The following is a 25,313-nucleotide window of genomic DNA, read 5'->3' as shown; positions in this document are numbered from 1 at the left end:
GAAAGCTTTTTTTACAATTCATACCCGCAGGAGCGAGCCATGATATTCAAGCTGGGAGCGGTCGCATCCACTGTAAGCCTTGTGATTTTCGGTGCTGGAAGTGCAGCGGCTGCGTCCTTGTCGGAGTGCAACGCAGCACTGATCGTCTCTACCTACAACAAAATAGATGCTTCCAAGTCCGATTGGCGAATGGCGACGTTCGTAGACAAGGAGGCTTATAACAAGATCAAGGAATCGGCCGGTGCATCTGCTGTCATATACGGAGTGCCGGTGGGCGCAAATTACGACCAGTTCCGTGAGAGTATCGACCGCTACAAGACAAGCACGACGGAGAGTTTTTCGCAGGAGCAATTCCACAACATCTCTTGGACAGGCCTCGGGGCTGAGGCGGCGGATGCTTACAAGGAATGTATCAGGCAGAAGAGTCGAGGCTTGTACATTGTTCCCGATAAGGCAACCGATTCCGACCTGTCGTTCCGTGTAGTTTACGGCGTGGTTGGCGGCAGTCCCAACCCGCTTCCTGTGAAATGGATGGGTGCCGCGGCGAAGGACGCCTCCCTGCCGGGAACGGTGAGTGCCGGTGAAAAAATTATCGTCATTGACAGACCGGCCAAGTCCTCCATGCTGGCGCTCAACGACGATGCAAACGCCGGTTTTTCCGATTCGCTGATTCTGACGCCTTTGCCGCCTCCGATTCCTCCGGAGCAAAAATTCGCCAACCGGTGTGTTATTACACAGACCGATGACCCCGGACCCGTGACTAGAGGCAATTCGTTCTCATGGACTTGCGACAGGTTGAGGGCTGGCACCTACGCAGTTTCGTTGAGCGTTGTGCCCAGTGCGGCACGACCGGTCCGCTTAAACTGGCATTCGCAGATCAAATTCATTGGAGACAAGGAGACCGAGGTCTTCGATCTTGCCAAGTCTTCTGGCGGCACCATCGATACTGTGAATGCCGGCATCGGAACAAGCTTCCAGAGCAACGGTAACAACATCACCGTTAAACAGTCGGGAGCGCTTCCTGTAATCAGCGTATTCATAGATAATACCTGGTGGCACATGGACTTTGCCAACCAGTCCAACGACCCAATCAACATTCCAAAGAATGTCAGCATATCGGTGATCGGAAAATAGACGCAAGCGCTGCAGCGGAAATGCAGTCTCTCCAATTGCACGCGCAGCGCTAGGGCCGGAGGACGCGCCCGACGACCCGGCGCGTCCTAGGTTGAGAGAGCTGCCGTCGTTGCGGTGACAGCAGAACGTTAGTTTACTTCCCGCTCTGCACGAACTCCACGATCTCCCGCGTCAGCCGGTCGTCCTCGGTGTTGATGGAGTAGACCTCCGACATGTGACTATGCTGCGGCAGCATCACCGCGCGCGCACAGCCCGCAGGCCGTTTGCAGGCGGCCTGCTTCAGGAGGTCGAACTGCTCGACGAAGCGCGGCGGGTCGAGCTCGGCGGAGGCGATCATCAGCGGCAGGCTCGAGGCCTGCAGGCCTGATAGTGACGAGCGCTCCTTGAAGCGCGAGGGATCGGTGCCGAAATAGGCCATCTCCTGGTCGCCGAGCGGCGTCGCGGTGAGGTCGTAGACGCCCGAGGCCATGATCGCGCCCGCAAGGCCGCCACCGGCGACCTTGTGGAATTCGGGATGCGCCACATAGGTCGCGACGTGCACCGCGCCGGCCGAATGGCCCATCAGATAGATGCGCGCGGGATCGCCGCCGTTCTCGGCGGCGTGGGCGGCCACCCATTGCACCGCGCTGGCGACGTCCTCGACGCCGGCGGGCCAGGGGAATTTCGGCGCCAGGCGGTAGGTGATGTTGATGCCGACGAAGCCGTGCTTGGTGGCCCATAGCATGATGTTGTCGTAGAACGGGCCGTCCGGCGTGGTGCGCTTGTTGCCGCCGATGAAGGCGCCGCCATGCACGAAGATCAGGATCGGGCGGGGCGCGGCGGCGCTGTCCGGCGTGAAGACGTCGAGCAGATTGCGCTCGGCCGTGCCGTATCTCACATCGCGCTGAACCTTGACGCCGATGTAGGGTTCCCTGGCCTGCAGCGGCGCGTAGATCGCGGCGGTCTTCGGCGGGTCGATGGCCCGGCCGATCTCGATCAGCTTCCAGGCAATGTCGTCGGGCATCGGGCTTTGTTGAGCTTGCGCGGCACCCAGCGTCAGCGCGGTCGCTACGATGGTCAGGGCCACTTTCGTCAGCGTCATTCAATTCGCTCCGATCACGTCCGATTTCGCGGGGCAACGCCTCGCCGGGCCGATTTATCCCGATTTCGCCGTGACTGGCAGTGGCTTTTGAGATACGCAACCTGCCATGAGCCGCCGCATCAAGCGAACCCAGAGCAAATCCGACCGTCCCGCCGACCGCCGCAAGGGCGAGCGGCCGAAGGCCGAGGCTGCGCGCAGCGCAGGCGCGCCAGCCAAGCGCGAGCCATCCAAGCGTCCGGATGGCGAGCGGCCGCGGCGCGACCGTTTTGCCGGCGAGCGCGAGGCGGCACCGCGTAGCGAGTTTGGTCGGGGCAAGGGCGATCGCGTCCGCGCCCCGCGCGCCGAGCGCGAGGATCGTCGCGACGCGTTCGAGTCGCGCGAGCGGCCGCCGGCCAAGCGCACCAGTGCCGGCAAGCCCGTGCGCTTTGGCGCCGAGCGGGCCGAGCGCAAGCCGGTCGCCGCACCGCCGCCGAAGAAGCCCGAGCCCGAGACGCCGGTGCTGCCGACCAAGGTGCAGACCGTCGTCGTCACCGCCGACGAGAACGGCATGCGCGTCGATCGCTTCCTCGAGGCACGCTTCCCCGGCCTGTCGTTCTCCCACATCCAGCGCATCGTCCGCAAAGGCGAGCTGCGGGTGAACGGCAAGCGCGCTGATAGCAAGGATCGTCTGGAGGAAGGCCAGAGCGTGCGCATCCCTCCGCTCAAGCTCGATGCGCCCAAGGAGCGCGCTGGCCTCACCGAGGGCGAGCGCAAGACGCTCGAAAGCCTGAAGGCGATGACCTTGTATGAGGATGACGACGTGCTCGTCCTCAACAAGCCCGCGGGGCTTGCGGTGCAGGGCGGCTCCGGCATGACCCGCCACATCGACCAGATGCTGGAGGTGATGCGCGACGCCAAGGGTCAGAAGCCGCGGCTCGTGCACCGCATCGATCGCGAGACCTCCGGCTGCCTCCTGATCGCCAAGACCCGCTTCGCCGCCACGCATCTGACCGGCGCCTTCCGCAGCCGCTCAGCGCGCAAGATCTACTGGGCCCTAGTGGCCGGCGTGCCGAAGCCGAAGCAGGGCCGCATCTCGACCTATCTCGCCAAGGAGGAGAGCGAGGAGGACACCATCATGCGCGTCGCCGCGCATGGCGACGAGGGCGCCAGCCACGCGGTGACCTACTACGCCGTGGTCGAGGCCTCGGCCAACAAGCTCGCCTGGGTGTCCTTGAAGCCGGTCACGGGGCGCACCCATCAGTTGCGCGCGCACATGGCCCATATCGGCCACCCCATCGTCGGCGATCCCAAATATTTCAACATCGAGAACTGGGCGCTGCCCGGCGGCCTGCAGAACCGGCTGCATCTGCTGGCGCGCCGCATCGTCATCCCGCATCCGCGCGGCGGCGTCATCGACGCCACCGCGCCGCTGCCGCCGCACATGCTGCAGTCGTGGAATCTGCTCGGGCTCGAGCACGACCGCTTCGACCCGATCGAGAACGCGCCGGAGGAGTGAGCGGCATCTCGTAGCCCGGATGTCGCTTCGCTCATCCAGGCTACGCAGCCGCTCAGTTCCGGAATTGCTCCAGGAACAGCCGCAGCGAATCGTGCGGCGTCTCGACGTCCAGAATAACCCAGCCGTCCGGTCCCTTGACGACGATGAAGTTCAGGGTGATGCGGCGGCCTTGATTGTCGAAGCTGGCGGCGACATAGGTCTTGTCGAACTGCCGGCGCAGGATCGAGATCGCGACCGGGCCGAGCTTCCAGCGCGGGCTCTGCACCAGGAAGTCGTAGGGCTCGCGCCGCGGGGCGGTCCAGGCTTTCGCCAGGCTCGGATCGAAGAACTGCCGTGCGGCCTCGGCCGTCCGCGGCAGCCCGCCGGAGAGCTCCGGGGCGCCCTGGCCGTAATGGGCATAGACGTTGCGGACCAGCGATTCCGGGGTGCGGAAGCCGGCCGCGGCCGGGGCGGCGCTGCCGATCAGGACGAGGGCGGACAGCAGGGCGCGCATCGGCAGCTCGCATTTCGGGCGGACAGGGCTTATCTAGCGCGAAAACGACGGATCCCGTGTGATCATCCCGCGAGAGGGCTGGAATTCTGATGCGTGAACTGTTTGACGACGTCGTCGGCCGGTCGCCGCTCGATCCGCAGGAATCGGCGCGCCAGGCGATGCGGACGCCGCTGCGCAAGCGCTTCTACAAGGAGGCCGGGACCGCCGCCGCCGAGGGCGGCTTCAACGTGACCCTTGACGGTCGGCCGATCCGCACGCCGTCGGGGCGCGTTGTCATCGTTCCCGCCGGGGAGCTGGCGGAGGCGGTGGCCGCCGAGTGGCAGGCCCAGGGCGACAGCATCGATCCCGCCACGATGCCGCTGACGCGGTTCGCCAACAGCGTCGTGCAGTCAGTGGTCGATCGCACCGACGACGTGCGCGAGGACATCGCCAAATATCTCCAGTCCGACCTGTTGTTCTACCGCGCCGGCCATCCCGAGGGGCTGGTCGCGCGCGAGGCCGAGCATTGGGACCCGGTGCTGGACTGGGCGCGCGACAGTCTGGGCGCGCATTTCATCCTGTCCGAGGGCATCATGCATGTGACCCAGCCGGGCGCCGCGGTGCAGGCGGCGCGGGGCGCGCTGCCGACCGGCCCGTGGACGGTCGCGGCGACGCATGTCGTCACCACGCTGACCGGCTCGGCGCTGCTGGCGCTGGCGCTGGTGCATGGGGTGCGCGACCCCGGCCAGGTCTGGGCGGCGGCCCATGTCGACGAGGACTGGAACGTCGCGCAATGGGGGGCCGACGAGGAGGCGATGAGCCGCCGCGCCGCCAAGCAGATCGACTACGAGGCCGCCGTCCGCATCCTCCGGGCGGTCGACGCCGTGCTCTGAGGCCGGTTAACGCCGGGTTTAGGGGCACCCGCTAGGCTCTGCGCGTAACCCGAGTACGCGCATGGTCCAGAGTGTCACCCCGTCGCCTTCCGTGAGCGCCGTCCGCGGCGTCGGCAGCTCGCCGGCCGGAACCGCGCCGCAGGCCGCGACCACGCTACAGGCCGGTGCGCTGCTCAGCGCCAGGGTGCAGCAGGTGCTCGCCGAGAACCTGGTCCAGGTCGCGATCGGAAACCTGTCGATGGAGCTCGCCAGCGAGCTGCCGCTGCAGGCCGGCCAGACCGTGCAGGTCGCAGTGTCGCAGACCGCGCAGGGGCTGCAGCTCGCCATCGTCGGCCAGGGCGGCAGCGCTGCCACTGGAACCAGTGGCACCCCGACGCCGGCGGCCACCGTCGTCGACGTCACCGGCCGGCTGGCGCCAACCTTGCCCCCGACGCCGGATCCGCTGACCGGGTTGGAGCGGCTCGCATTGTCGATCGCCAGCGAGGAGGCGGCGACCCGCCAGGGCAGCCAGGGCCAATTGTTCGCCGATCTCCAGGCCGTCGCCGACGCGCCCAATCTTCCGCCGGCGTTGCGCGCGGCCGTGGCCCAGGTGCTGGCGCAGCAGACCCAGCTATCGCCGGCGCTGACCGCGGAGGATGTGCAGAGCGCAGTGCGGCGTTCCGGCCTGTTTCTGGAATCCTCGCTTGCCAATGGCACCGCCGGCGCCGGCACGCCCGACCTGAAGGCGGCGCTGATCGTGCTGCGCCAGACGCTGGCGACGGTGCTGCAGATTGTCGATCCCAGCATGGCGGCCTCGACGTCGGCGTCGCCGGGAGGCTCCTATGCCTCGGTGCTGTCCGAGGCCGGCCGCGCCGCCGCCGCGCAACAACAGAGCGCTGCACCCTCGCTGGTGCCCGACATCGAGATCGAGCTGCCGCCCCAGCCCTGGGCAACGGCAATGGGGCGGCCCGACACCGTGTCTGCCGGCTTCACCGGCTCGGCGCTGATCGAGACCCTGACGGGCGCCAAGGCGCAGTCGCTCACGCCCGGCACGGTGCTGGCCGTGCTGCAGGAAGCGCAGCAGCAGATTCCGCGTGCCGCCGGCCTCGTTCCCGGACGCAACGCCAATGGCCGCGCCGAAATGGTCGTGCGCACCAACACGCCGCCGCCGCCGTTCCGCGGGGCTGCGCCGATGCCGCAGGCCGTGGCGACGGCGACGCTCGGCCCGGACACGCCGCTGCCGGCGATCGCGCACCGCCTGCTCGACGAGACCGACCAGGCGCTGTCGCGCCAGACCTTGCTGCAGGTCGCCTCGCTGCCGGATCGCCCGGACGCCTCGACCGCGCGCACCGATCCGGCGCTGCCGCGCTGGAATTTCGAGATTCCCTTCGCCACCCCGCAAGGGACCGCGATGGCACAGTTCGAGATCTCGCGTGACGGCGGCACGCAGTCGCCGGACGCGGCCAAGCGCGTCTGGCGGGCGCGCTTCTCGCTCGACGTCGAGCCGGCCGGCCCGGTGCATGCCATGATCAGCTTCAGCGCCGAGCGCACCTCCGTGCGGATGTGGGCCGAGCGTCCGGTCACCGCCGCGCGGTTGCGCGCCGGTCTCTCCGAACTCAGCCAGGCCCTCAGCCGCGCGGAGCTGTCGCCGGGCGATCTCGTGGTGCAGGACGGCGCGCCGCCGGCCGTGATGCCGCCCAAGGCCGGCCATTTCCTGGATCGCGCGCTATGAGCATCGAGGTGAAGGCCGCCAACAAGACCCAGCTCGCCGTCGCCTTGCACTATGACAAGGGCCAGGGCGCGCCGCGCGTCGTCGCCAAGGGCAAGGGCACGATAGGCGCCAAGATCATCGAGGTCGCCAAGGCGCACGACATCCCGATCGAGGAGAACGAGGTGCTCGCCGGCGCGCTCTCCAATGTCGAGCTCGGCGACGAGATCCCGGAGGAGCTCTACAAGGCCGTCGCCGAGGTGCTGGTGTTCGTGCTCAATCTGTCGCGTCCGATGCGCTAGCGCCGCATTTGTGATCTCCGTCATGCGTCGGTCGTCACCGCCGTGTGGTAGGGAGGGCGAACGACGACGGAGACTTGCGATGTCCATGATGAGCCGCCGCCATGCGCTTGCCCTGATGGCCGGCGCCAGCCTGTTGCCCGCGCGCTCGCTCGCGCATGTCGCCCCGCCGCGCAACGAGGTCCGTGGCGATCTCGTCAAGCGCTTCACCGACGAGGGCACCAAGGGCACGTTCCTGGCCTACAAGGTCGAGGAGTATCTCATCATCGCCAGCGACACCGATCGCTCCGGCGAGGCGAAGCTGCCGGCCTCGACCTTCAAGATCGCCAATTCGCTGATCGCGCTGGAGACCGGCGTCGTCGAGGATCCCGACAAGGACGTGTTCAAATGGGATGGCGTCACGAGATCGATCGAGGCCTGGAACAAGGATCACACCTTGCGCAGCGCGATCGCGGTCTCCGCGGTCCCAGTCTATCAGGAGATCGCGCGCCGGATCGGTCCTGAGCGCATGCAGAAATATCTCGAGGAGCTCGACTACGGCAATCACGATATCGGCGGCGGCATCGACCAGTTCTGGCTGACAGGCGCGCTTCGCATCGATCCGGTGGAGCAGGTCGATTTCATCGATCGCCTCAGGCGCGGCGCGCTGCCGGTGTCGAAGCGCAGCCAGGATCTGACCCGCGACATCATCCCGACCACCAAGGTCGGCGAGGCCGTGATCCATTTCAAGTCGGGGCTGCTGGGGAAGGAGCAGGGCGCGCTCGGCTGGATGGTTGGCTGGGTCGACAAGGGTGACCAGCCCACCGTGTTCGCGCTCAACATGGATTGCCCCGAGGAGCGCCATGTTGCGGACCGCATGACGCTCGCGCAGGCCTGCCTGAAGGACATCGGCGCGCTGTAGGTGATTGACAGTAGGGTGGGCAAAGGCGCGAGGCACATTCTTAGTCGTAGATGACGCCGTCGCGCGCCGTGCCCACCGTCTTGCCCGGCGCGGTGGGCACGGTGCTCGGAGCGACGCAAGCGTCGCTCCTGCGCGCCTTTGCCCACCCTACATTCTCGTCACCGCCGCGACAGCTCCAAATTGACGCCGGTGATCTCCGTGCCCGCCGGCCGGATCGACACCGTCTGCCGGCGTCCCTGCGTCGTCAGCGACAGCCCGGCCGAAAACGTCTGGCCGCGCGCCTGCGCCTCGATGCGGTTGCCGACCGCGCGGCCCTCGATCGTGCCGGAGGCATTGTGGCTTGCCTCGCTCCATTGCCCCGAAATCTCGCCGCCGCGATAGGCGACGTCGCTGGAGAGATCGATGTTGTAGCTGTCGCTGGCGCAGCGGATGTTGAGCCGCAGTTGCTCGCCGGCGCCGCCGACGTCATAGGCCGCGCGGCAGCGCAACCGCTCCTGGTTGCCGTCGGACATGCTCAGCACGCCGCCGCCGGTCCAGGAGCCTTCCAGCCCCCGGAACGGCGAGGCCGGCGCGGCATGGGCGGCGCCAGCCAGAGCAAGGGCAGTCAGCAAAGTGGGGATCGCAAGGCGAGAGGCGCGCATCATCGGGCTCCGTTTCATCGTCGAAAAGTGAGCGACAACGCAGGAACACCCGATGCGTTCGATCTGTCACCTCAAGAATTGATCCAAATCGTTCTATTTTTGCTCACGACAGTTTGAACAGCGTGCGCAGGAAGTCCGTTACCGCCTGGCGCGCGGCCTCCGCGGTGGCGGGATTGCCGCCGACATGCGGATCGAGCTCGACGCAGGCGTCCTGATAGGTGAAGGGCTGCTGAGTCTCGGCATTGATCAGCATCCCGCCGTCGCTCTCCTTGATGCGGCAGTTGCGCACGGTCTGCGCCTTCGGCGCGACGGCGAGCATGTTGGCGCCGAGCAGGCCGAGGTCGAAGCCGTGTGGCGAGTCCGGATATTCGGTCAGCGCAACGTCGCGGCCCGCTGCCTTCAGCCGCTCGACATAGGCCTTGCAGGTCCGCACCGGATTGTAGTCGTCCGGTCCGCCGTGAAAGATCCGGATCGGCCGCGCCACCACATCGGTCTCACCGACATAGCTCGTCGAGCAGTCCGGATAGAACGGGATGTAGGCGGCAAATTGCAGCCCGGAATTGTTCCAGCGCTTGTGGAAACGCTCCAGGCTCGCATACAGCGCCGCCTGACCGCCGCGCGAAAATCCCATCAGCACGATGCGCTCGGGATCGACGCGCGGATGCTTCGCCAGCACGTCGAGCGAGCGATAGATGTCCATGATCAAATTGAGCCGGCCGAGCTGCGCCTGGTTGGTGCTGGTGGCGGTGATGCCGCGTCCGGTGAAGCCGTCGATCGCGAAGGTCGAGATCCCCATCGCATTGAAGGTGCGGCTCCACGCCGCGATGTTGCCGCCGACGCCGCCCGATCCATGCATCAGCACCACGACCGGCAGCCGGCCGCTGCCTTGCGCGACGCGCAGCTCGCCCACGACCGTGACCGGCTTGCCATTGTCGTCGCCGGACAGGAACTGCCGGTCGGACAGCGTGAGCGAAGGGATCGGATACATCTCGATCCGGGCAGGCGTGTCCTTGGGGATGCCTTGGGCGTGGGCGGAACTGACGGAGCCGAAAGCCGTCAGCAGCATCGTGACGGCCGCTGCCGCGATGATGCGTAGCGATCGCAGATCCGTGCGGCGTGATGCACGCGTGCGATTGAAACCAGCGCGCGCGGCAAACGCCAGCGGCGCACCACCAACGTGTCGCTCCATGACCGTCCTCCTGGCTCACCGCTTGTTGCGCGGCTTTGGCACCGAGTAGAACCAGGGATCAGGAGGCTGTCAAACAGACTGGTGAGCGACGCCGACGGACAGCGGTGGACAACGCGTGGAGCAGGCTCAGGCATGGTGCGCCGCGGGAGAGATGCTGTAACGGTCGTTCGCTTGACGTTGCGCGGAGCTCTGCGTTCGGCAGTATGCCACGCAGCGATTAGTTCGTTGTCGTCAAGTCGACGGATCTCGTGCGGTTGGACTGATCGTTATGGAAAGCTGGCCTGAAAGCTCGTCGCCATCAGCGACACATGCGCTTCGGAGAGGAGGTCGCAGCTCGAAAGCGCGCGGGGCGCTGGCGAAATTCCACAGTCGCATCAGCCGCCAGTCATCGCGGTACGCCTCCGCAACCGCCAGCTCGTTGCGAGTAACGTAGAACGGTGTCCGTTCCCAGCCGTTGGTGGTCTTGACCTCGATGAGTCGATCCCGTCCGTCGGGTTCGAAGCTCTTGATATCGTCGCCGGACCTCGACCCTACGCGGCAGGACGACCGGCTGCTGTCAGCGAGCAGATCGCCACACGACGCGGCGGCGGCCTTGCCGCGCGCGCGTCGCCTCAGGCGTCGGCCAGCCCCGGCCTGCCGGCCAGGGTGACGAAGGATTTCGCGGTCGACACGGTGCCGTCAGCGACGCTGATGCGGTCGACGACGCGGTAGTCGGCCTGCCAGCGGGCCGGCGTCACGACATGCCTGATATAGCCGCGCTGGTTGCTGAAGAACTTCAGATGCGGATTGTTGGCGAACAATGTCGGCTCGTTGTCGTAGCGCGCAAAGCCGTCGCCGTCCGACGAGATCGACGTCGCCAGGAATTCGACGCCGACGCATTGCGAGGCCGGATCGCGCCAATCCTGCTTCAGCTCGAGCGCGACGCCCTTGTGCAGGTCGCCGGTCAGCACGACGGTGTTGGTGATGCCGGCCTCGCGCAGCATCTGCATGACGCGGTCGCGCGCGGCGCTGGCGCCGTCCCATTTGTCGAGGCTGCGCAGCGGCACGTCCGACGACGGCAGCCACGGAAACGAGCGCCAGTCGAGCGGGGCGAACATCACCTGCTGTGCCAGCACCTGCCAGGTTGCGCGGCTGCCGCGCAGACCCTCGGCGAACCACCGCTCCTGCTGCGCGCCCATCATGGTGCGGCTCGGCTCGTCGGCGTCGGGGCATGCCTTGATGCCGTCGCCGCAGGGCTGCTTCGAGCGGTACTGCCTGGTGTCGAGCACGGCGATGTCGGCGAGCCTGCCGAAGGCGAGGCGGCGAAAAGCGAGGATGTCGGGTCCGCGCGGCAACTGCGCGCGGCGCACCGGCATGTGCTCGTACCAGGCCTGGAAGGCGGCGGCGCGCCGGAACAGGAACGCCTCCGGCGGCGTATCGCGCTTGTCGTGGTCGCCGGCCCAATTGTCCATCACCTCGTGATCGTCGAAGCTCGGCAGGAACGGGCAGGCGGCGTGCGCGGCCTGCAGGTCGGGATCGGTCTTGTAGAGCGCATAGCGCTGCCGGTACTCCGGCAGCGTGTAGCAGGTGGCGAATTGCTTCGGCATGGTGCGCGGCAGCGCCACGCCCTTGGACTCGGCGGCGTACGCATTCTCGTAGATGTAGTCGCCATAGTGGAAGACGAAGTCGAGATGGTCCTGCGCGATCGCACGCCACGCCGTGTAGAAGCCGCGGTCCCATTCCTGGCAGCCGGCGGAAGCGAACCGCATCTGCGCGACGTCGGCGCCGGCGGCGGGAAAGGTCCTCGCACGCCCGATCGGGCTCTCCGCCTCCGGCAGGCGGAAGCGATAGAAATAGTCGCGGGCCGGAGCGAGGCCCTCGATCTCGACATGGACGGAGTGCGCCAGCTCGATGCGGGCGATCGCAATGCCGGATTGCACGATGGTCGTCATCGCCGGATCGGTCGCGACCTCCCAGCTCACCTCGCGCGGCAGCGCGATCATGCCGCCGCGCGGTTGCAGCGGCTCGGGCGCGAGCCGGGTCCAGATCACGAAGCCGTCGGGGCTGGGATCGCCGGAGGCGACGCCGAGCGTGAACGGGTTGGATTTCAGCGGCGGAGCCTGGGCGAGCGCCGTGCGCGCCAGCGGCGTGCCGAGCGTCACCAGCCCGGCCTGCAGTGCGCCGCTCAGCAGGCAGCGCCGGTCCAGGCCGGCCATGTCTCGGAATCGGATCATGCCGGCATCCTACCCGTCGCGGCAGGTCCCTGCATCCGGCGTTCAGCCTCGCGGCGCGGCAGGCCCGATCCGGCCGAGATGGGTGAAGCCGAAGCCGTCGGTGTATTTCAGGCCGTAGCCGACCAGCCGGTCGACGCCGATATGGGCGAGCCAGATGGTGGCGAGCTGGGTCGCCAGCGGCACGCCGAGCGCCAGTCCGACCGCGAGCAGGGCGGCCGGCAGCAGCGTGGCATGCGCGGCGTTGTACACGGCCGCTCCGATCCGGGGGCCGCCGAGATAGCCGGCAAAGCTGAGGTCGGGCCCCAGGAAGAGGGCCGCAAACAGCCACCACGAGTCCCCTCGATGGGCGTAGAAGGCGATTGCCGCGGCCGCCAGCACCAGCCCTTCGAGCCGCAACAGCAGGCGGACGCCGCCCCGCACGGCGCCCCGGGCTGCGTCGTCAGCCGGATCGGCAAGGCTTGGTCGAACGGCCATATCCATGATTCTGCTTCCAATTCCGAACTGTGGGAGGAGGGGCGGCCCGTCCGAAAGCCGCTTTTCGCCTCCGAAATAGCCGTGTTAGAAGGCCGCCAACACTCACGAGATCGGGAACGGGCGGGACGCGCATGAAGGACATCCTGGACACCTTGGAGACGCGGCGCGCCGGCGCGCGGCTCGGCGGCGGCGAGAAGCGCATCGAGGCGCAGCATGCCCGCGGCAAGCTGACGGCCCGCGAGCGGATCGAGCTGCTGCTTGACAAGGGCAGCTTCGAGGAGTTCGACATGTTCGTCGAGCATCGCTCGACCGAGTTCGGGATGGAGAAGACCAAGGTCCCGGGCGACGGCGTCGTCACCGGCTGGGGCACTGTCAACGGCCGCAAGACCTTCGTGTTCGCCAAGGACTTCACCGTGTTCGGCGGCTCGCTGTCCGAGACCCACGCGCTGAAGATCACCAAGCTGCAGGACATGGCGATGAAGGCGCGTGCGCCCATCATCGGCCTCTATGACGCCGGCGGCGCCCGCATCCAGGAGGGCGTCGCGGCGCTCGCGGGCTATTCCTATGTGTTCCGCCGCAACGTGCTGGCCTCCGGCGTGATCCCGCAGATCTCCGTCATCATGGGCCCGTGCGCCGGCGGCGACGTCTATTCGCCGGCCATGACCGACTTCATCTTCATGGTGAAGAACACGAGCTACATGTTCGTGACCGGCCCAGATGTCGTGAAGACCGTCACCAACGAGGTCGTGACCGCGGAAGAGCTCGGCGGCGCCTCGGTGCACGCGACCCGCTCCTCGATCGCCGACGGCGCCTTCGACAACGACGTCGAGACCTTGCTGCAAATGCGCCGCCTGATCGACTTCCTGCCGTCGAACAACACCGACGGCGTGCCGGAATGGCCGAGCTTCGACGACATCGAGCGGGTCGACATGTCGCTCGACACGCTGATCCCGGACAATCCGAACAAGCCCTACGACATGAAGGAGCTGATCCTGAAGGTCGTCGACGAGGGAGACTTCTTCGAGATCGCGGAAGGCTTCGCCAAGAACATCGTCACCGGCTTCGGCCGCATCGCCGGGCGCACCGTCGGCTTCGTCGCCAACCAGCCGATGGTGCTGGCGGGCGTGCTCGACAGCGACGCCTCGCGCAAGGCGGCGCGCTTCGTCCGCTTCTGCGACGCCTTCAACATCCCGATCGTCACCTTCGTCGACGTGCCCGGCTTCCTGCCGGGCACCGCGCAGGAATATGGCGGCCTGATCAAGCACGGCGCCAAGCTGTTGTTCGCGTATTCGCAGTGCACGGTGCCGCTGGTCACGATCATCACCCGCAAGGCCTATGGCGGCGCCTTCGACGTCATGGCCTCCAAGGAGATCGGCGCCGATATGAACTACGCCTGGCCGACGGCGCAGATCGCGGTCATGGGCGCCAAGGGCGCGGTCGAGATCATCTTCCGCGCCGACATGGCGGATCCGGAGAAGATCGCCGCGCGCACCAAGGAATACGAGGACCGCTTCCTGTCGCCGTTCATCGCCGCCGAGCGCGGCTACATCGACGACGTCATCATGCCGCACTCCACCCGCCGCCGCATCGCGCGTGCGCTGGCGATGCTCCGCGACAAGAAGATGGAAATGCCGGCGAAGAAGCACGACAATCTGCCGCTCTGAGGGGGAGTGAAGAAGTGGGAGGGCAGCGCACCGGCGTGTCGCCTTCGTATTTGACGAAGTCCGGCGACCGCAGCGCGCTGCCGCCGGAGCGGCGCGGCAATCTGCACCGTTTCCGCCCCTGGCGTTAAGCTTACGGCTTAACTAACCTTTAACGATGGGTTTGCGGGAACTGGGCCGCTGGCCTAGCATTTATCGATCGCTGGTGGGTCAGAAGAGTAGGGTCGCGTATCATGGCTGTCGGAACATCGGCATATCGGAATTCCAGAGTTCTGGTCGTCTGCGCGGCAGCCGCCGCGCTGATGTTCTCCTCCGAGGCCGCGTCGGCCCAGTCCGGCGCCGCGGTGGCTGCGCCCGTCGCCGCCGGTCAGGCGGGGCCGAGCCAGGTCGTCCCGCCGGCGCTTGGCGCGCGGCCCTTTGTCCGTCAGCACCACCGCGGCTATCGTTCCTATCTGCCGGCCGCCGGCGCTTTCGCCTATGGCGGCCCTGGCGAGCCCGTGCCGCAGCAGATCCCCGAGCACACATCGGCCGACGTGCGCTACACTTATACATATGACGTCCCGTGGGACTGGGTTCACCGCTATCCGCCGAATGTCGTGCCGTCCGATCGCCCCTATGTGTCGAGCTGTCCGATGCAGACCGTGACGGTACCGGGCCGCCGCGGCGGCGATCACTCCGTCACGATCACGCGCTGCTACTGACGTTTTGAGCCAACTCAATGCGATCCGTGTGAACGGGCGCTAGATTTCATCGAATACCGACCGGCTTCGCTCGCGCGAGGTCGCGAGGTGACGAGGCCCGGACTCCTAGGCACTCCGGGCCTCGTTGATTTTGATAGTCTCCCGTCATCGCGCGGCGATGATCGAGACAACGGCAAGGTCGCGTTTTTGATCCTGCTCCGTGACGACACCAACACGGACCGGAGGAAACTCGATGCCGTCAGCCATCTTCGTCGTACGTGACGCGGACGCGTGAGAGCTTCGTGCTGGCGCAGGCGGTCGAGGAGTGATCGGCCGGCGGCGCGTACCAAGATCGGCGAAGGTGGCAGAGCCATGGTGGTGTCGCGGGCATGCGCCAGTTCAGCTCACGTTCAGGTGATCGGCCGAATACTCACTTCATGCTCTGGCTCGTGGATCATGGAGGCGTGCGATGGAACGACGGAATTTCCTCAAGCTGGCATTCGGGTTCGGCTGCGCGGCGGCGGCCGGCGCCGTGCTCCGCACCACCGATGCGGTCGCTGCGCCGCTCTCGCCGTTGCCGCTGAACGAAGCGGCGCCTTCAGCAAGGGATCAGCACGTCGAGCGCGCGGTCGGTTCGCAGGGTGAGGCCGATCGGCTCGCGCCGGAGCAGGTTCGCTGGGGGCATCACGGTCATCATCACGGACACCATGGTCACGGCCATCATTGGGGCTGGCGCCGGCGGCATTGGGGTTGGCGGCGCCGTCATTGGGGCTGGCATCACCATCATCGGCACTGGCGCCGCCGTTGGCACCGTCGTCACCACTGGTGATGTCGGCACAGCTGCCTCATGACAAGCGCTGCTTCCGTCGCGAGTGGGGCCTCCGGCGCGTTCTGCTCGCCGTCATTGAACAGAGGCAGCAGGCTGACCGGGTACGGGGTAGGGGAAGCCTTCGAGATTGATGCCGTAGGGCTCGCGCGGCGTTGTCCTCTGCGATGCGGTGCTCGCTTTCGCGGCGATTGTCGCGCCCGGCGAAACGGGACATGGAGATTCCAGGAAAGACGGGAATGAGATGGTCGTTCCGTGCCCCGCGTTGGTTTTGGCCGCAAGGCAGGAAGGCGCTGCGATAAAGAGCGCGTGATCGTCAGTCTTCGGCCGGACCGAACAGCGCCGCGAAATGCTTTTCGCCGGCGCGGCTGAAATTCACCACGCGGCTGCCTGGGGTGGCATCGCGCGCCGCCCATTTCAGCTCGGTGAAGCGCTTCATCAACGCTGCACCAAGCGTGCCCGCGAGATGATGCCGCCGCGCGCTCCAATCGAGACAGGCCTTGCAGACGGGCCGGCGGGGATGCGCCAGCATTTCCGGCGAGATCCGCAGATGCTGCGCCAGGAAGTGTTCGCCGTCCTCGGTCAGCACGATCTCCTGCTTGCGCCGGCGCACCAGCTTCTGCCGCGTCATGCTGTCGAGCATCTGCACGCCGAGATCGCCGGCGAGATGGTCGTAGCAGATGCGCGCGCGGCGAGGCCGGCGAGCTTCTCCAGCACGTCGGCGACGTCGGGATCGGCGAGCCGGTAGTAGCGGTGACGGCCCTGCTTCTCCGGCTCGATCAGGCCGCCGCCTTCGAGCTTGGCAAGATGCGAGCTCGCCGTCTGCGGCGTCACGCCGGCCTCCTGGGCGAGCTCGGTCGCGGTCAGCGCGCGGCCCGACAGCAGCGCAGTCAGCATGTTGGCGCGGGCGGGATCGCCCACCAGCGCCGCCACCATCGCAATGTCCGGACCTGATTTCATACTTCGATGCTAGACGAAGCATTCTCGCCCGGCAAGCGGATAGTGTGGATGATACAGAACTCACCGGAGGTTGTCATGACCATCACCGTCTTCATCCGCTATCGCATCGATCCGTTCAAGCGCGACGTGTTCGAGGCCTACGCGAAGCGCTGGCTGTCGATCATTCCTCGCTGTGGCGGCGACCTGATCGGCTATTTCATGCCTCACGAAGGCACCAACGACATCGCCTACGGCCTGATTTCATTCGACAGTCTCGCGGCTTACGAGCGCTATCGCGCGACCTTGCGCGGCGATGCCGAGGGTCGGGCGAACTTCGCGCAGGCCGAGGAGCACAAGCTCATTCTGGGCGAAGAGCGAACATTCTTGCGCAATGTCGTGGCGGCGCAATGATCGCGGCTCTATGCTGCCACACAACGCGACGATGCATGGGAGGATGACATGACGGTGACCAACACGGCGGACAAGCGCGCAGCCTTTCGCAAGTTGCACGCGGCCGGCTGCTTCGTGTTGCCGAACCCGTTCGACGTCGGCACGGCGAAGATGCTGCAGCATCTCGGCTTCAACGCGATCGCCTCCACCAGCGCCGGCTTCGCGTGGTCGATTGGCAAGGCCGACACTGGCACGACGCTCGACGAGATGCTTGCGCATCTGGCGGCGCTGTCGGCGGCGGTCGACATTCCCGTGAATGCCGATTTCGAGGGCGGCTTCGCCGATGCGCCGGAGGGTGTGGCGGCCAACGTCACGCGTGCGGTCGCGACCGGCGTCGCCGGTCTGTCGATCGAGGATTCCACGGGCGACAGGGATGATCCGCTCTATGAGCGCGCGCTCGCCATCGCGCGTATCCGCGCGGCCCGGCAGGCCATCGATGCGACCGGCGCCGACGTGCTGTTGACCGGCCGCTGCGAGGCGTTTCTCTGGGGCAAGCCCGACCTCAAGCTCGTGACCGACCGCCTCGCAGCCTATGCCGAAGCGGGCGCGGATTGTCTCTACGCGCCCGGGATCAAGACGATCGAGGAGATCACTGCGGTCGTGAAAGCCGTGGCGCCCAAGCCGGTCAACCTTCTGATCGGCGCTTCCGGCCTGTCGTTGGGGCAAGCCACTGAGCTCGGCGTGCGCCGCATCAGCGTCGGCGGTTCGCTGGCCCGGATGGCCTGGGCCGGCTTCATCCGGGCGGCCAAGGAGATGGCCGAGCAGGGCACCTTCACCGAACTGGCCAACGGCTATCCCGGCGGCGAGCTGAACAGGATCTTCGGTTGAGATCAGGCTGCGCGCCCGGCCTCCCGCAGATCCCGATCTCATCCGCCTGTAGAAAAGCCGCGGACTCTGCCGCGGCTTTTCAGTCTGAGTTCGCGGAAATCGCTTAGTAGCGATCCGTCCCGATGCCGACGCTCACGCCCGGAGCGCGGAAGCCGATGCCGCCGCGGTCTTCATAGCCGCGCCGCTCGATGTAGCGCTCGCGCGGAGCGTACGCGTAGGAATCGCGATCTTCGCCTTGAATGATGACGCGGCGTTCACTGCGCTCGCGCCAACAGCGGCCTTCCTCGTTACAGACCATCCGGACGTTCTGGATGTCGCGTTGCGGGACCGCCGAGGCTGCGGGAGAGATCGGTGCCGCCGAAGCGGCGGTCACGGCCAGCGTGCTTGCCGCGGCTGCGATAGCTATGGAGAGAGCTTTCATTACGTATCTCCTGGGTGAGAGTGTCAATGAGCCAATCGGTTCGCGCTGCTATGGTTCCACGGCGGCCCTCGCACACTTCGCGTAATTTGTTGGAGGACTCGCCAAAAAAGCGGCGGCGGATGATTGCTCACCCGCCGCCCAGGAGTGAGACCGCTGATTGCCGTCCGCGAGACTACTTGACGGCGTTGGGCTTGTCGCTCGGGGCCGCCGGCGGCGGTGTGGTGCGATCTCCCGCGGCGCCGGTCGTCATGCCGGTCGAGGTGTTATCTTTGGTGGTCGAGGCCGATTGCGAAGCCGGTGTGGTGCTCGTCTGGTCGTTGCGCATCGACATGTTGTTCAGGCCGTAGAACACCGCGCCGAGCAGGATCGCGATGCCCAGGGCATAGGCCGCGATGCGGCCCGTCGAGCTGGAGGCGTTCGTCGGCTCGAGATCGGGCTGCAGCCGGTTGTCCACTGGCGGCGTGCGCTCATAATCTGTTCCCGTCATTCCAGCCCCAGTGATGTCGGGACGTGTGGACATGTCGGGACGGTTCATGCCGTCGGGATAACGTTCGTTGGGAAGCCGTTCGTTGGCCATCTCATCCTCCTCGTGATTGTCACCTGACAACCAGGGCAGCTCCGGGCCGTTCCGCGAAACCTGCGCGAATCCCAATTTGTATCGTTGCACGGCGCGCTAAGGTTCCTCGCGAGCATTGCGATTCTCGTTCTATTGGAACTTCTGGAGCTCACCTCATGTGGAACCTGCCGCCCGGTGACAGCGTGTTGCATCTGTTGACCTGGGTGGCGCTGGCGGCGCAGGCGATGACGGCTGCGCTGGCGGCGGGACGCCGCAGCATGGACTGGATGGGCGTCTGCTTGTTGGGGGCGATCACCGCGCTCGGCGGCGGCACCTTGCGCGACGTATTGCTCGGCCACTATCCGCTCGCCTGGGTCGAGCGCCCGTCCTTGCTGCTGCTGACCGTGCTGGCGCCGTTCGTGACGATCGCGATGGCGCGCCTGGTTCACAGGCTGACAATGGCCTTCCTCGTTCTGGACGCAGTTGGTCTCGTCGTGTTCACGATGACGGGCTGCGACATCGCCTGGCAGATGAACGTGCCGATCGGCATCGTCATCGTCGCCGGGATGATCACGGGCTGCGCCGGCGGCGTGCTGCGCGACATCCTGTGCAATGACGTGCCATTGCTGTTTCGCGCCGAGCTCTACGCCAGCGTGTCCCTCGTCACGGGCCTGGTCTATGCGACCGGCTTGTCGCTCGGCATCGCCAGCGGATGGTGGACGGCGCTGACCTTCGCGCTCGGACTGTCGTTCCGGCTGCTCGCGATCCGCTACAAATGGAACATGCCGCGCTTCGTATTTGCGGGCGACGATCGGGGATGAACGGCGGCGGTCTTGTCGCATCGCACAATTCGTTTGGTGCCGGAATCGCGCCGGCCACAACGCTTCAGTAACCGTCCGCCGAGCCGCCAAAGCCATGGCACGCATCATCCCATTTCGCGGCGGCGGGGGTTTTCGACACAAACCGCAAAAGCCGCGGCCGGCTCCCGCCACGAAATTGCGATTTCGGTTGGCTGCCCTGCGCAAACGAGATTTGTGATGCGCATTCTTCAAAAGCAGACATAAATGATTGGCAGAGCGCGCGCTTCCGCCCGCCGGCGGCAGCCGCGCACCCCGGTAAAGCACGGCAAGAGGGCGGAATGGGACTCAACGAGAGCGAGATCAATCTCGACCAGAAATACACCGCAAGCTCCGGCCACATCTTCCTGACCGGCATCCAGGCGCTGGTGCGGCTGCCGATGGCCCAGATCCGGCGCGACCGCGCCGCCGGCCTCCATACCGCCGGCTTCATCTCCGGCTATCGCGGCTCGCCGCTCGGCGGCTACGACCAGCAGCTGTTCTCGGCCCGCAAGCATCTCGAGCAGTACAACATCAAGTTCCAGCCCGGCGTGAATGAGGACCTCGCGGCGACCGCGATCTGGGGCTCGCAGCAACTCGCACTGTCGCCCGGCGGCAGGTATGACGGTGTCGTCGGCATCTGGTACGGCAAGGGCCCCGGCGTCGACCGCTGCGGCGACGTGTTTCGCCACGGCAATGCGGCCGGCTCCGCCAAGAACGGCGGCGTGCTCTGTCTCGCCGGCGACGACCACGGCGCCAAATCCTCGACCGTGCCGCATCAGTCCGACCATGCCTTCATCTCGGCGCTGATGCCCTATCTCTATCCGTCCTCGATCCACGAGATGATCGAGATGGGCCTGCTCGGCATCGCGATGTCGCGCTATTCCGGCTGCTGGGTCGGAATGAAGGTGATCACCGAGACGGTGGAGACGACCGCCGAGATCAACCTCAACGACGAGATGACGCCGTTCGTCATCCCCGCCGATTTCGAGATGCCGCCGGGCGGCCTCAATCTGCGCTGGCCGGATGACCGCTTCGAGCAGGACCGGCGGCTGCAGGACTACAAGGGCTTTGCCGCGATCGCCTTTGCCCGCGCCAACAAGGTCAACCGCATCACGATGGACTCACCGAACGCCCGCTACGGCATCATGGCGTCGGGCAAGAGCTATGAGGACATCCGCCAGGCGCTGCGCGAACTCGGGATCACCGAGGAGGTCGCCGCCAGGATCGGGCTTCGCCTCTACAAGATCGGCATGCCCTGGCCACTGGAGCCGGAAGGCGTGCGGCAGTTCGCGGTCGGCCTCGAGGAGATCTTCATCATCGAGGAGCGTCGCGAGATCGTCGAGAACCAGGTCAAGCAGGAGCTGTTCAACTGGCGCGACGACGTCCGCCCGCGCATCGTCGGCAAGATGGACGACCACGACAAGCGCTTCCTGCCGTTTGCCACCGAGCTCTCCGTCGCCTCGCTCGCGACATCGCTCACCGAGCGTCTTCTCCGCCTCGACCTCAACCCCGAGATCAAGGCGATGCTGCGGGCCAAGGCCGACTGGTTCAACGGCCGCGACGCCTCGCAGATGCAACTGGTCTCGCCGGTGGCGCGCACGCCGTATTTCTGCTCGGGCTGCCCGCACAACACCTCGACCAAGGTGCCCGAGGGCAGCCGCGCGCTGGCCGGCATCGGCTGCCACTTCATGTCGTTGTGGATGAACCGCAACACCGAGACCTTCACCCATATGGGCGGCGAGGGCGTGCCGTGGGTCGGCATCGCGCCGTTCACCGACGAGAAGCACATCTTCGCCAATCTCGGCGACGGCACCTATTTCCATTCCGGCAGCCTCGCGATCCGCCAGTCGATCGCCTCCAAGGCCAACATCACCTACAAGATCCTCTACAACGACGCGGTTGCGATGACCGGCGGCCAGCGCCATGACGGCGATTTGTCGCCGCAGCAGATCACCTTCCAGCTGCATTCCGAGGGCATCCGCGAGATCTACCTGGTCTCGGAGAATCCAGACGCCTATCCGGCCGACAGCATCGCGCCCGGCGTCAAGCTGGCGCACCGCGACGAGCTCGAGAACGTCATGAAGACGCTGCGCGAGACCAAGGGCGCCTCGGCCATCGTGTTCGTGCAGACCTGCGCCGCCGAGAAGCGCCGCCGCCGCAAGCGCGGCACGATGGAGGACCCGCAGCGCCGCGTCTTCATCAATCCCGCCGTCTGCGAGGGCTGCGGCGACTGCTCGGTGCAGTCGAACTGCATCTCGGTCGAGCCGCTGGAGACCGAGCTCGGCCGCAAGCGCGTCATCAACCAGTCCTCCTGCAACAAGGACTATTCCTGCGTGAAGGGCTTCTGCCCGTCCTTCGTCACCATCGACGGCGGCAAGCCGCGCAGCCGCGCGCCCGCTGAGCTCGGCGACATCGGCGAGATGCCGGAACCGCTGACCAAGCCGTCACTGGAGCGGCCCTACAACGTCGCGGTCGGCGGCGTCGGCGGCACCGGTGTGCTGACGATCGGCGCGCTGCTCGGCATGGCCGCGCATATCGAGGGCAAGGCCTCGATGATCCTCGACATGTCCGGCCTCGCGCAGAAGGGCGGCGCGGTGCTCAGCCACGTGCGGCTGTCGGAAAACACTGCCGACGTGACCTGCTCGCGCATCGTCACCGGGACGGCCGATCTTGTCATTGCCGCCGACGAGGTGGTGGCGGGCGCCAAGGAGACGATCACGCTGTGCGAGTCCGAGCGTACCCACGGCGTCATCAACAGCCATCTCATTCCCACTGCCGATTTCGTGCTCAATCGCGACTTCAACTTCCAGAACCGCAAGGTGACGAGCCTGCTGGAGACCGCGCTGCGCAAGGACTCCACCTTCTTCGACTTCACCAAGCCGGCCGAAGCGCTGCTCGGCGATTCCATCGCCACCAACATGATGATGATGGGCTACGCCTATCAGAAGGGCCTGCTGCCGCTGTCCGCCGAGGCGATCGAGAAGGCGATTGCGATCAACGGCGTCGCGGTCAAGATGAACACCGAGGCGTTCCGGCTCGGCCGCCTCGTGGTTGTCAACCCCGAGCGGGTGGCCACGATGATGTCAGGCCAGGACGAAACGGTGGCGCCGAAATCGCTCGATGCGATGTCGCTCGACGAGATCATCGCCCATCGCACGGCGTTCCTCACCGCCTATCAGAACGCGCGGCTTGCCAAGCGCTACGGCAAGCTGGTCGATCAGGTGCGCGAGGCCGCCGACAAGGGCGGTTATGGCGAGGCGCTGCCCCGCGCGGTTGCCATCAACTACGCCAAGCTTCTCGCCTACAAGGACGAGTATGAGGTGGCGCGGCTGTTCTCGGATGGCAGCTTCGAGAAGCAGATTCATGACGCGTTCGAAGGCGACTACAAGATCAGCTTCAATCTTGCGCCGCCGATCCTGAAGACAGGCCTCGATCCGCAGGGCAGGCAGAAGAAGCGCAGCTTCGGACCCGGCATGATGAAGATGTTCCGCCTGCTGGCGAAGCTCAAGGGCCTGCGCGGCACGCCGCTCGACATCTTCGGCTATGCGGCCGAGCGCAGAACCGAGCGCGACCTGATCGCCGGCTACGAGAAGGACGTCGCGACAGTTCTCAACCTGCTGTCGCCAGCCAACGCCGACATCGCCGTCGAGCTGCTGTCGCTGCCGGACCGCATCCGCGGCTACGGCCCGGTGAAGGAGAAGGCGGTACAGGACGCCAAGGCCCGCTACGCGCAACTCGCCGCCGATCTCGCGAGCCCGCCGCCGGCCCCGCGCCAGATGGCGGCGGAGTAGGGCGCTACGAGCCAGGTTCGTAGGGTGGGCAAAGGCGCGCGAGCGCCGTGCCCACCATCACGCGATCGCTTTGTCCGCTAGCCTCGTCGTTGCGAGCGAAGGAAGCAATCTAGCGTCCTTGCCCAACTCTGGATGACTCCTGTTCACCCGATCGTGCGGGTGTCGCACAAATCTGCCGTATTCACTACATGTTGCTATACGCATGGAGACGTCGATAGGGGGGGTCCATGCGAGTTCTGGTTTTCTTGTTCGCGGCTATCGCGGCGATATCGACCTCGAGCCACGCCGAGGTCATGTCCTGGCGGGGCGTGGGGTCGGTCGACCTGGGCATGACCGTTGCCGAGGCCGAGCGTGCGTTGAACGCAAAGCTAGGCCCGATGGAGCCGCCGTATACGAAGGAGTGCTATGTCGCCGGTCGCGCCGACGGCAAGGACGAAGCGCTGTCCTACGTGATCGTCGATGGCAGGATTGCCGTGATCTACCTCTTTCTCGACGATGGGCGTCGACCAGATCCGAAGATCGTCGACGCGAACGGAGTTGGAGTGGGGTCGACGGAGGCCGACATCGCGGGTGCCTATGGAGCGACGGAGCGGACATTCGCGCCATACGAGAGCGAGGAGACCGAGGAAGACAAGGCCGAGCGGCTGAAGCAGGGTGTCACGGAGCCGCCACCCGCACCCAATCATTGGGTGATCGCCAAGAGCCCGGATGCCAAGAGAGCGATCATTTTCGAGACCCGGGATGATAAGGTGATCTACTGGAGGACGGGAATCTTGCCGGCGGTCATGTCCTGGGAGGATTGCATATAGTGCCCACGTGAACGAAGCGACACGGGCGGCCAGGGGCGTCAGTTCGCCATCCGCTCCCGGCTCATGCGCAGCGTTACGACCAGGCCTTCGTCGGACCAGTCGAAGGCGATGGTGCCGCCGAGCTGGGCGTTCACGCTGCGATGGATCAGCTTGCTGCCGAAGCCTTCGCTGGTGTCGGCCGACTTCGGCGGCCCGCCGCGCTCGGTCCACATGATCACCACTTCGTCGTCATGCGCGCTGCATGACACGTCCAGCGTGCCGCTCGAAACCGACAGCGAGCCGTATTTCGCCGAGTTGGTCGCGAGCTCGTGGATCACCAGCGCCAATGTCGTGCTCGAGCGTTCTCCGACATTCATCTTGGGCACCGACACACGGATGCGGACGCTGGCGCCTTTCTCGTCGTAGGGGGCAAGCAGCACGGAGACGAGATCGCCGAGCAGGGCTGCCTGGTTCGTCCCGCCCGGCCGCGGACGTATCAGATCCTGGGCACGGCCTAGCGCGATCAGCCGGCTGGCGAGCTCGTGGGCCATGTCCTCCTTTGTCGCCGCCGTGCGCGACGTCATCTGCGTCAGCGCGGTGGCGATCGTCAGCAGGTTCTTGACCCGATGGCTCATCTCGCCCGCCAGCAGCTCGTTGGCTTCTTCGGCCTGCTTGCGCTGGGTCACGTCGAGGAAGATGCCGAACATCAGCCGCTCGGCGATGTCGGCATCGTCACCTTGGCCGCGGGCGGAAATCCAGCGGATTTCGCCATCCGCGAGAATGCGAAAATCGATCTCATAAGCGCCGACGATCGCCCGCGTCGCTGAAAACGCCGATCTCACCCGTTCGAGATCGGCGGGGTGAATGTTCTGGGAGAGCACCTCGAACGTGATCCTGCTCTTGCTCTTGGGCACCTCCCACAGCTCATAGGCGCGCTCGTCCATCGTGATCGCATCGGTGTCGACGTTCCACGACCACAAGGCCACGCCCGCAGCTTTGGTAGCGGCCCGCAGATGCTTTTCGTGCCAGATCGGCATGCACGCGTCCTCGGCCGG

Annotated in this window: 24 protein-coding genes and 2 pseudogenes; 14 read left to right on the top strand and 12 right to left on the bottom strand. The window is 66.1% G+C overall.

Going from position 1 to position 25,313, the window contains the following annotated elements; genetic code table 11:
- The first annotated feature begins 39 nt into the window (after positions 1 to 39).
- Positions 40 to 1,134: a hypothetical protein gene (locus QX051_RS14685; protein ID WP_315737616.1), complete on the top strand. Its 1,095-nt coding sequence runs from the start codon at positions 40 to 42 to the stop codon at positions 1,132 to 1,134.
- Between the two features lie 133 nt (positions 1,135 to 1,267).
- On the opposite strand, the gene QX051_RS14680 is transcribed toward QX051_RS14685, so the two are convergent.
- Positions 1,268 to 2,215 (bottom strand): alpha/beta hydrolase, encoded by a 948-nt coding sequence (locus tag QX051_RS14680; protein WP_315776616.1) that lies wholly within the window; start codon positions 2,213 to 2,215, stop codon positions 1,268 to 1,270.
- Positions 2,216 to 2,321: 106 nt separating this feature from the next.
- Here QX051_RS14680 and QX051_RS14675 point away from each other — a divergent pair, with 106 nt between their 5' ends.
- Positions 2,322 to 3,710, top strand: coding sequence for an RluA family pseudouridine synthase (locus tag QX051_RS14675; RefSeq protein ID WP_315776615.1), 1,389 nt, complete (start codon positions 2,322 to 2,324; stop codon positions 3,708 to 3,710).
- A 52-nt stretch (positions 3,711 to 3,762) separates the two neighbouring features.
- On the opposite strand, the gene QX051_RS14670 is transcribed toward QX051_RS14675, so the two are convergent.
- Positions 3,763 to 4,203, bottom strand: coding sequence for a hypothetical protein (locus QX051_RS14670; protein ID WP_315776614.1), 441 nt, complete (start codon positions 4,201 to 4,203; stop codon positions 3,763 to 3,765).
- Between the two features lie 89 nt (positions 4,204 to 4,292).
- On the opposite strand from QX051_RS14670, the gene QX051_RS14665 reads away from it, so the two are divergent.
- The 4 genes from QX051_RS14665 (at position 4,293) to blaOXA (ending at position 7,962) form a co-directional block, all read left to right on the top strand.
- The gene (locus QX051_RS14665) at positions 4,293 to 5,075 is read left to right on the top strand and encodes an ATP12 family chaperone protein (protein ID WP_315776613.1); all 783 of its coding nucleotides are present in this window, start codon (positions 4,293 to 4,295) and stop codon (positions 5,073 to 5,075) included.
- A 61-nt stretch (positions 5,076 to 5,136) separates the two neighbouring features.
- The gene (locus QX051_RS14660) at positions 5,137 to 6,786 is read left to right on the top strand and encodes a flagellar hook-length control protein FliK (protein ID WP_315776612.1); all 1,650 of its coding nucleotides are present in this window, start codon (positions 5,137 to 5,139) and stop codon (positions 6,784 to 6,786) included.
- The gene (locus QX051_RS14655; protein WP_315714536.1) at positions 6,783 to 7,064 is read left to right on the top strand and encodes an EscU/YscU/HrcU family type III secretion system export apparatus switch protein; all 282 of its coding nucleotides are present in this window, start codon (positions 6,783 to 6,785) and stop codon (positions 7,062 to 7,064) included. The genes QX051_RS14660 and QX051_RS14655 overlap by 4 nt, the downstream gene beginning before the upstream one ends.
- Before the next feature lie 79 nt (positions 7,065 to 7,143).
- On the top strand, positions 7,144 to 7,962 hold the full coding sequence (gene blaOXA / locus QX051_RS14650; RefSeq protein ID WP_315771164.1) for an OXA-1091 family oxacillin-hydrolyzing class D beta-lactamase: 819 nt from the start codon (positions 7,144 to 7,146) through the stop codon (positions 7,960 to 7,962).
- 158 nt (positions 7,963 to 8,120) lie between these two features.
- Here blaOXA and QX051_RS14645 read toward each other — a convergent pair whose 3' ends face one another.
- The 5 genes from QX051_RS14645 to QX051_RS14625 form a co-directional block, all read right to left on the bottom strand.
- Complete coding sequence (locus QX051_RS14645) at positions 8,121 to 8,606, bottom strand: hypothetical protein (RefSeq protein ID WP_315776611.1); 486 nt, start codon at positions 8,604 to 8,606, stop codon at positions 8,121 to 8,123.
- A gap of 100 nt (positions 8,607 to 8,706) precedes the next feature.
- Positions 8,707 to 9,792: a dienelactone hydrolase family protein gene (locus QX051_RS14640; protein WP_409998099.1), complete on the bottom strand. Its 1,086-nt coding sequence runs from the start codon at positions 9,790 to 9,792 to the stop codon at positions 8,707 to 8,709.
- A gap of 231 nt (positions 9,793 to 10,023) precedes the next feature.
- Entirely contained in the window at positions 10,024 to 10,266 is a 243-nt protein-coding gene (locus QX051_RS14635; RefSeq protein WP_315776782.1) for a DUF3883 domain-containing protein, read from the bottom strand.
- A 137-nt stretch (positions 10,267 to 10,403) separates the two neighbouring features.
- Positions 10,404 to 12,005, bottom strand: coding sequence for an alkaline phosphatase D family protein (locus QX051_RS14630; RefSeq protein WP_315776610.1), 1,602 nt, complete (start codon positions 12,003 to 12,005; stop codon positions 10,404 to 10,406).
- A gap of 42 nt (positions 12,006 to 12,047) precedes the next feature.
- Positions 12,048 to 12,485, bottom strand: a complete 438-nt coding sequence (locus tag QX051_RS14625) for a DUF4260 domain-containing protein (protein ID WP_409998098.1) — start codon at positions 12,483 to 12,485, stop codon at positions 12,048 to 12,050.
- Positions 12,486 to 12,610: 125 nt separating this feature from the next.
- On the opposite strand from QX051_RS14625, the gene QX051_RS14620 reads away from it, so the two are divergent.
- The 3 genes from QX051_RS14620 (at position 12,611) to QX051_RS14610 (ending at position 15,649) form a co-directional block, all read left to right on the top strand.
- Entirely contained in the window at positions 12,611 to 14,143 is a 1,533-nt protein-coding gene (locus QX051_RS14620; RefSeq protein WP_315776609.1) for an acyl-CoA carboxylase subunit beta, read from the top strand.
- Positions 14,144 to 14,373: 230 nt separating this feature from the next.
- A complete protein-coding gene (locus QX051_RS14615) occupies positions 14,374 to 14,841 on the top strand; it encodes a hypothetical protein (RefSeq protein ID WP_315737629.1) in 468 nt (155 codons plus the stop codon).
- 448 nt (positions 14,842 to 15,289) lie between these two features.
- Positions 15,290 to 15,649 (top strand): twin-arginine translocation signal domain-containing protein, encoded by a 360-nt coding sequence (locus tag QX051_RS14610; RefSeq protein ID WP_315776608.1) that lies wholly within the window; start codon positions 15,290 to 15,292, stop codon positions 15,647 to 15,649.
- A 62-nt stretch (positions 15,650 to 15,711) separates the two neighbouring features.
- Here the strand turns inward: QX051_RS14610 and QX051_RS14605 are convergent.
- Both QX051_RS14605 and QX051_RS14600 read right to left on the bottom strand, forming a co-directional pair.
- A pseudogene (locus tag QX051_RS14605) lies at positions 15,712 to 15,838 on the bottom strand (alpha/beta hydrolase); the annotation flags it as partial.
- A gap of 124 nt (positions 15,839 to 15,962) precedes the next feature.
- Positions 15,963 to 16,606: pseudogene (locus tag QX051_RS14600) on the bottom strand (ArsR/SmtB family transcription factor).
- Positions 16,607 to 16,681: 75 nt separating this feature from the next.
- Here QX051_RS14600 and QX051_RS14595 point away from each other — a divergent pair.
- Together QX051_RS14595 and QX051_RS14590 are read left to right on the top strand one after the other, a co-directional pair.
- Positions 16,682 to 16,996, top strand: a complete 315-nt coding sequence (locus QX051_RS14595) for an NIPSNAP family protein (protein ID WP_315737632.1) — start codon at positions 16,682 to 16,684, stop codon at positions 16,994 to 16,996.
- Between the two features lie 48 nt (positions 16,997 to 17,044).
- Positions 17,045 to 17,863, top strand: a complete 819-nt coding sequence (locus QX051_RS14590) for an isocitrate lyase/phosphoenolpyruvate mutase family protein (RefSeq protein ID WP_315776606.1) — start codon at positions 17,045 to 17,047, stop codon at positions 17,861 to 17,863.
- A gap of 103 nt (positions 17,864 to 17,966) precedes the next feature.
- On the opposite strand, the gene QX051_RS14585 is transcribed toward QX051_RS14590, so the two are convergent.
- Positions 17,967 to 18,284, bottom strand: coding sequence for a hypothetical protein (locus tag QX051_RS14585; protein ID WP_315714522.1), 318 nt, complete (start codon positions 18,282 to 18,284; stop codon positions 17,967 to 17,969).
- A 172-nt stretch (positions 18,285 to 18,456) separates the two neighbouring features.
- Entirely contained in the window at positions 18,457 to 18,861 is a 405-nt protein-coding gene (locus QX051_RS14580; RefSeq protein WP_315776605.1) for a hypothetical protein, read from the bottom strand.
- Between the two features lie 155 nt (positions 18,862 to 19,016).
- Between QX051_RS14580 and QX051_RS14575 the strand changes: the two genes are divergently transcribed.
- The 3 genes from QX051_RS14575 (at position 19,017) to QX051_RS14565 (ending at position 24,279) form a co-directional block, all read left to right on the top strand.
- Positions 19,017 to 19,661, top strand: coding sequence for a trimeric intracellular cation channel family protein (locus QX051_RS14575; RefSeq protein ID WP_315737635.1), 645 nt, complete (start codon positions 19,017 to 19,019; stop codon positions 19,659 to 19,661).
- Positions 19,662 to 19,978: 317 nt separating this feature from the next.
- A complete protein-coding gene (locus QX051_RS14570; protein ID WP_315776604.1) occupies positions 19,979 to 23,470 on the top strand; it encodes an indolepyruvate ferredoxin oxidoreductase family protein in 3,492 nt (1,163 codons plus the stop codon).
- 329 nt (positions 23,471 to 23,799) lie between these two features.
- The gene (locus QX051_RS14565) at positions 23,800 to 24,279 is read left to right on the top strand and encodes a hypothetical protein (RefSeq protein WP_315776603.1); all 480 of its coding nucleotides are present in this window, start codon (positions 23,800 to 23,802) and stop codon (positions 24,277 to 24,279) included.
- Positions 24,280 to 24,317: 38 nt separating this feature from the next.
- Here QX051_RS14565 and QX051_RS14560 read toward each other — a convergent pair whose 3' ends face one another.
- Positions 24,318 to 25,295 (bottom strand): sensor histidine kinase, encoded by a 978-nt coding sequence (locus QX051_RS14560; protein WP_315776602.1) that lies wholly within the window; start codon positions 25,293 to 25,295, stop codon positions 24,318 to 24,320.
- Between the last annotated feature and the right edge of the window lie 18 nt (positions 25,296 to 25,313).

Source organism: Bradyrhizobium sp. SZCCHNR1053 (assembly GCF_032381235.1).
In the GTDB taxonomy this organism is placed as follows: domain Bacteria; phylum Pseudomonadota; class Alphaproteobacteria; order Rhizobiales; family Xanthobacteraceae; genus Bradyrhizobium.
Note: the sequence above shows the minus strand (reverse complement) of the source record. Positions and strands in the feature narration are given on the sequence as shown.

Coding starts and splice junctions, on each gene's coding strand:
- QX051_RS14685 (WP_315737616.1), top strand. CDS start 40: ATGATATTCAAGCTGGGAGCGGTCGCATCCACTGTAAGCCTTGTGATT.
- QX051_RS14680 (WP_315776616.1), bottom strand. CDS start 2,215: ATGACGCTGACGAAAGTGGCCCTGACCATCGTAGCGACCGCGCTGACG.
- QX051_RS14675 (WP_315776615.1), top strand. CDS start 2,322: ATGAGCCGCCGCATCAAGCGAACCCAGAGCAAATCCGACCGTCCCGCC.
- QX051_RS14670 (WP_315776614.1), bottom strand. CDS start 4,203: ATGCGCGCCCTGCTGTCCGCCCTCGTCCTGATCGGCAGCGCCGCCCCG.
- QX051_RS14665 (WP_315776613.1), top strand. CDS start 4,293: ATGCGTGAACTGTTTGACGACGTCGTCGGCCGGTCGCCGCTCGATCCG.
- QX051_RS14660 (WP_315776612.1), top strand. CDS start 5,137: ATGGTCCAGAGTGTCACCCCGTCGCCTTCCGTGAGCGCCGTCCGCGGC.
- QX051_RS14655 (WP_315714536.1), top strand. CDS start 6,783: ATGAGCATCGAGGTGAAGGCCGCCAACAAGACCCAGCTCGCCGTCGCC.
- blaOXA (WP_315771164.1), top strand. CDS start 7,144: ATGTCCATGATGAGCCGCCGCCATGCGCTTGCCCTGATGGCCGGCGCC.
- QX051_RS14645 (WP_315776611.1), bottom strand. CDS start 8,606: ATGATGCGCGCCTCTCGCCTTGCGATCCCCACTTTGCTGACTGCCCTT.
- QX051_RS14640 (WP_409998099.1), bottom strand. CDS start 9,792: ATGGAGCGACACGTTGGTGGTGCGCCGCTGGCGTTTGCCGCGCGCGCT.
- QX051_RS14630 (WP_315776610.1), bottom strand. CDS start 12,005: ATGATCCGATTCCGAGACATGGCCGGCCTGGACCGGCGCTGCCTGCTG.
- QX051_RS14625 (WP_409998098.1), bottom strand. CDS start 12,485: ATGGATATGGCCGTTCGACCAAGCCTTGCCGATCCGGCTGACGACGCA.
- QX051_RS14620 (WP_315776609.1), top strand. CDS start 12,611: ATGAAGGACATCCTGGACACCTTGGAGACGCGGCGCGCCGGCGCGCGG.
- QX051_RS14615 (WP_315737629.1), top strand. CDS start 14,374: ATGGCTGTCGGAACATCGGCATATCGGAATTCCAGAGTTCTGGTCGTC.
- QX051_RS14610 (WP_315776608.1), top strand. CDS start 15,290: ATGGAACGACGGAATTTCCTCAAGCTGGCATTCGGGTTCGGCTGCGCG.
- QX051_RS14595 (WP_315737632.1), top strand. CDS start 16,682: ATGACCATCACCGTCTTCATCCGCTATCGCATCGATCCGTTCAAGCGC.
- QX051_RS14590 (WP_315776606.1), top strand. CDS start 17,045: ATGACGGTGACCAACACGGCGGACAAGCGCGCAGCCTTTCGCAAGTTG.
- QX051_RS14585 (WP_315714522.1), bottom strand. CDS start 18,284: ATGAAAGCTCTCTCCATAGCTATCGCAGCCGCGGCAAGCACGCTGGCC.
- QX051_RS14580 (WP_315776605.1), bottom strand. CDS start 18,861: ATGGCCAACGAACGGCTTCCCAACGAACGTTATCCCGACGGCATGAAC.
- QX051_RS14575 (WP_315737635.1), top strand. CDS start 19,017: ATGTGGAACCTGCCGCCCGGTGACAGCGTGTTGCATCTGTTGACCTGG.
- QX051_RS14570 (WP_315776604.1), top strand. CDS start 19,979: ATGGGACTCAACGAGAGCGAGATCAATCTCGACCAGAAATACACCGCA.
- QX051_RS14565 (WP_315776603.1), top strand. CDS start 23,800: ATGACCGTTGCCGAGGCCGAGCGTGCGTTGAACGCAAAGCTAGGCCCG.
- QX051_RS14560 (WP_315776602.1), bottom strand. CDS start 25,295: ATGCCGATCTGGCACGAAAAGCATCTGCGGGCCGCTACCAAAGCTGCG.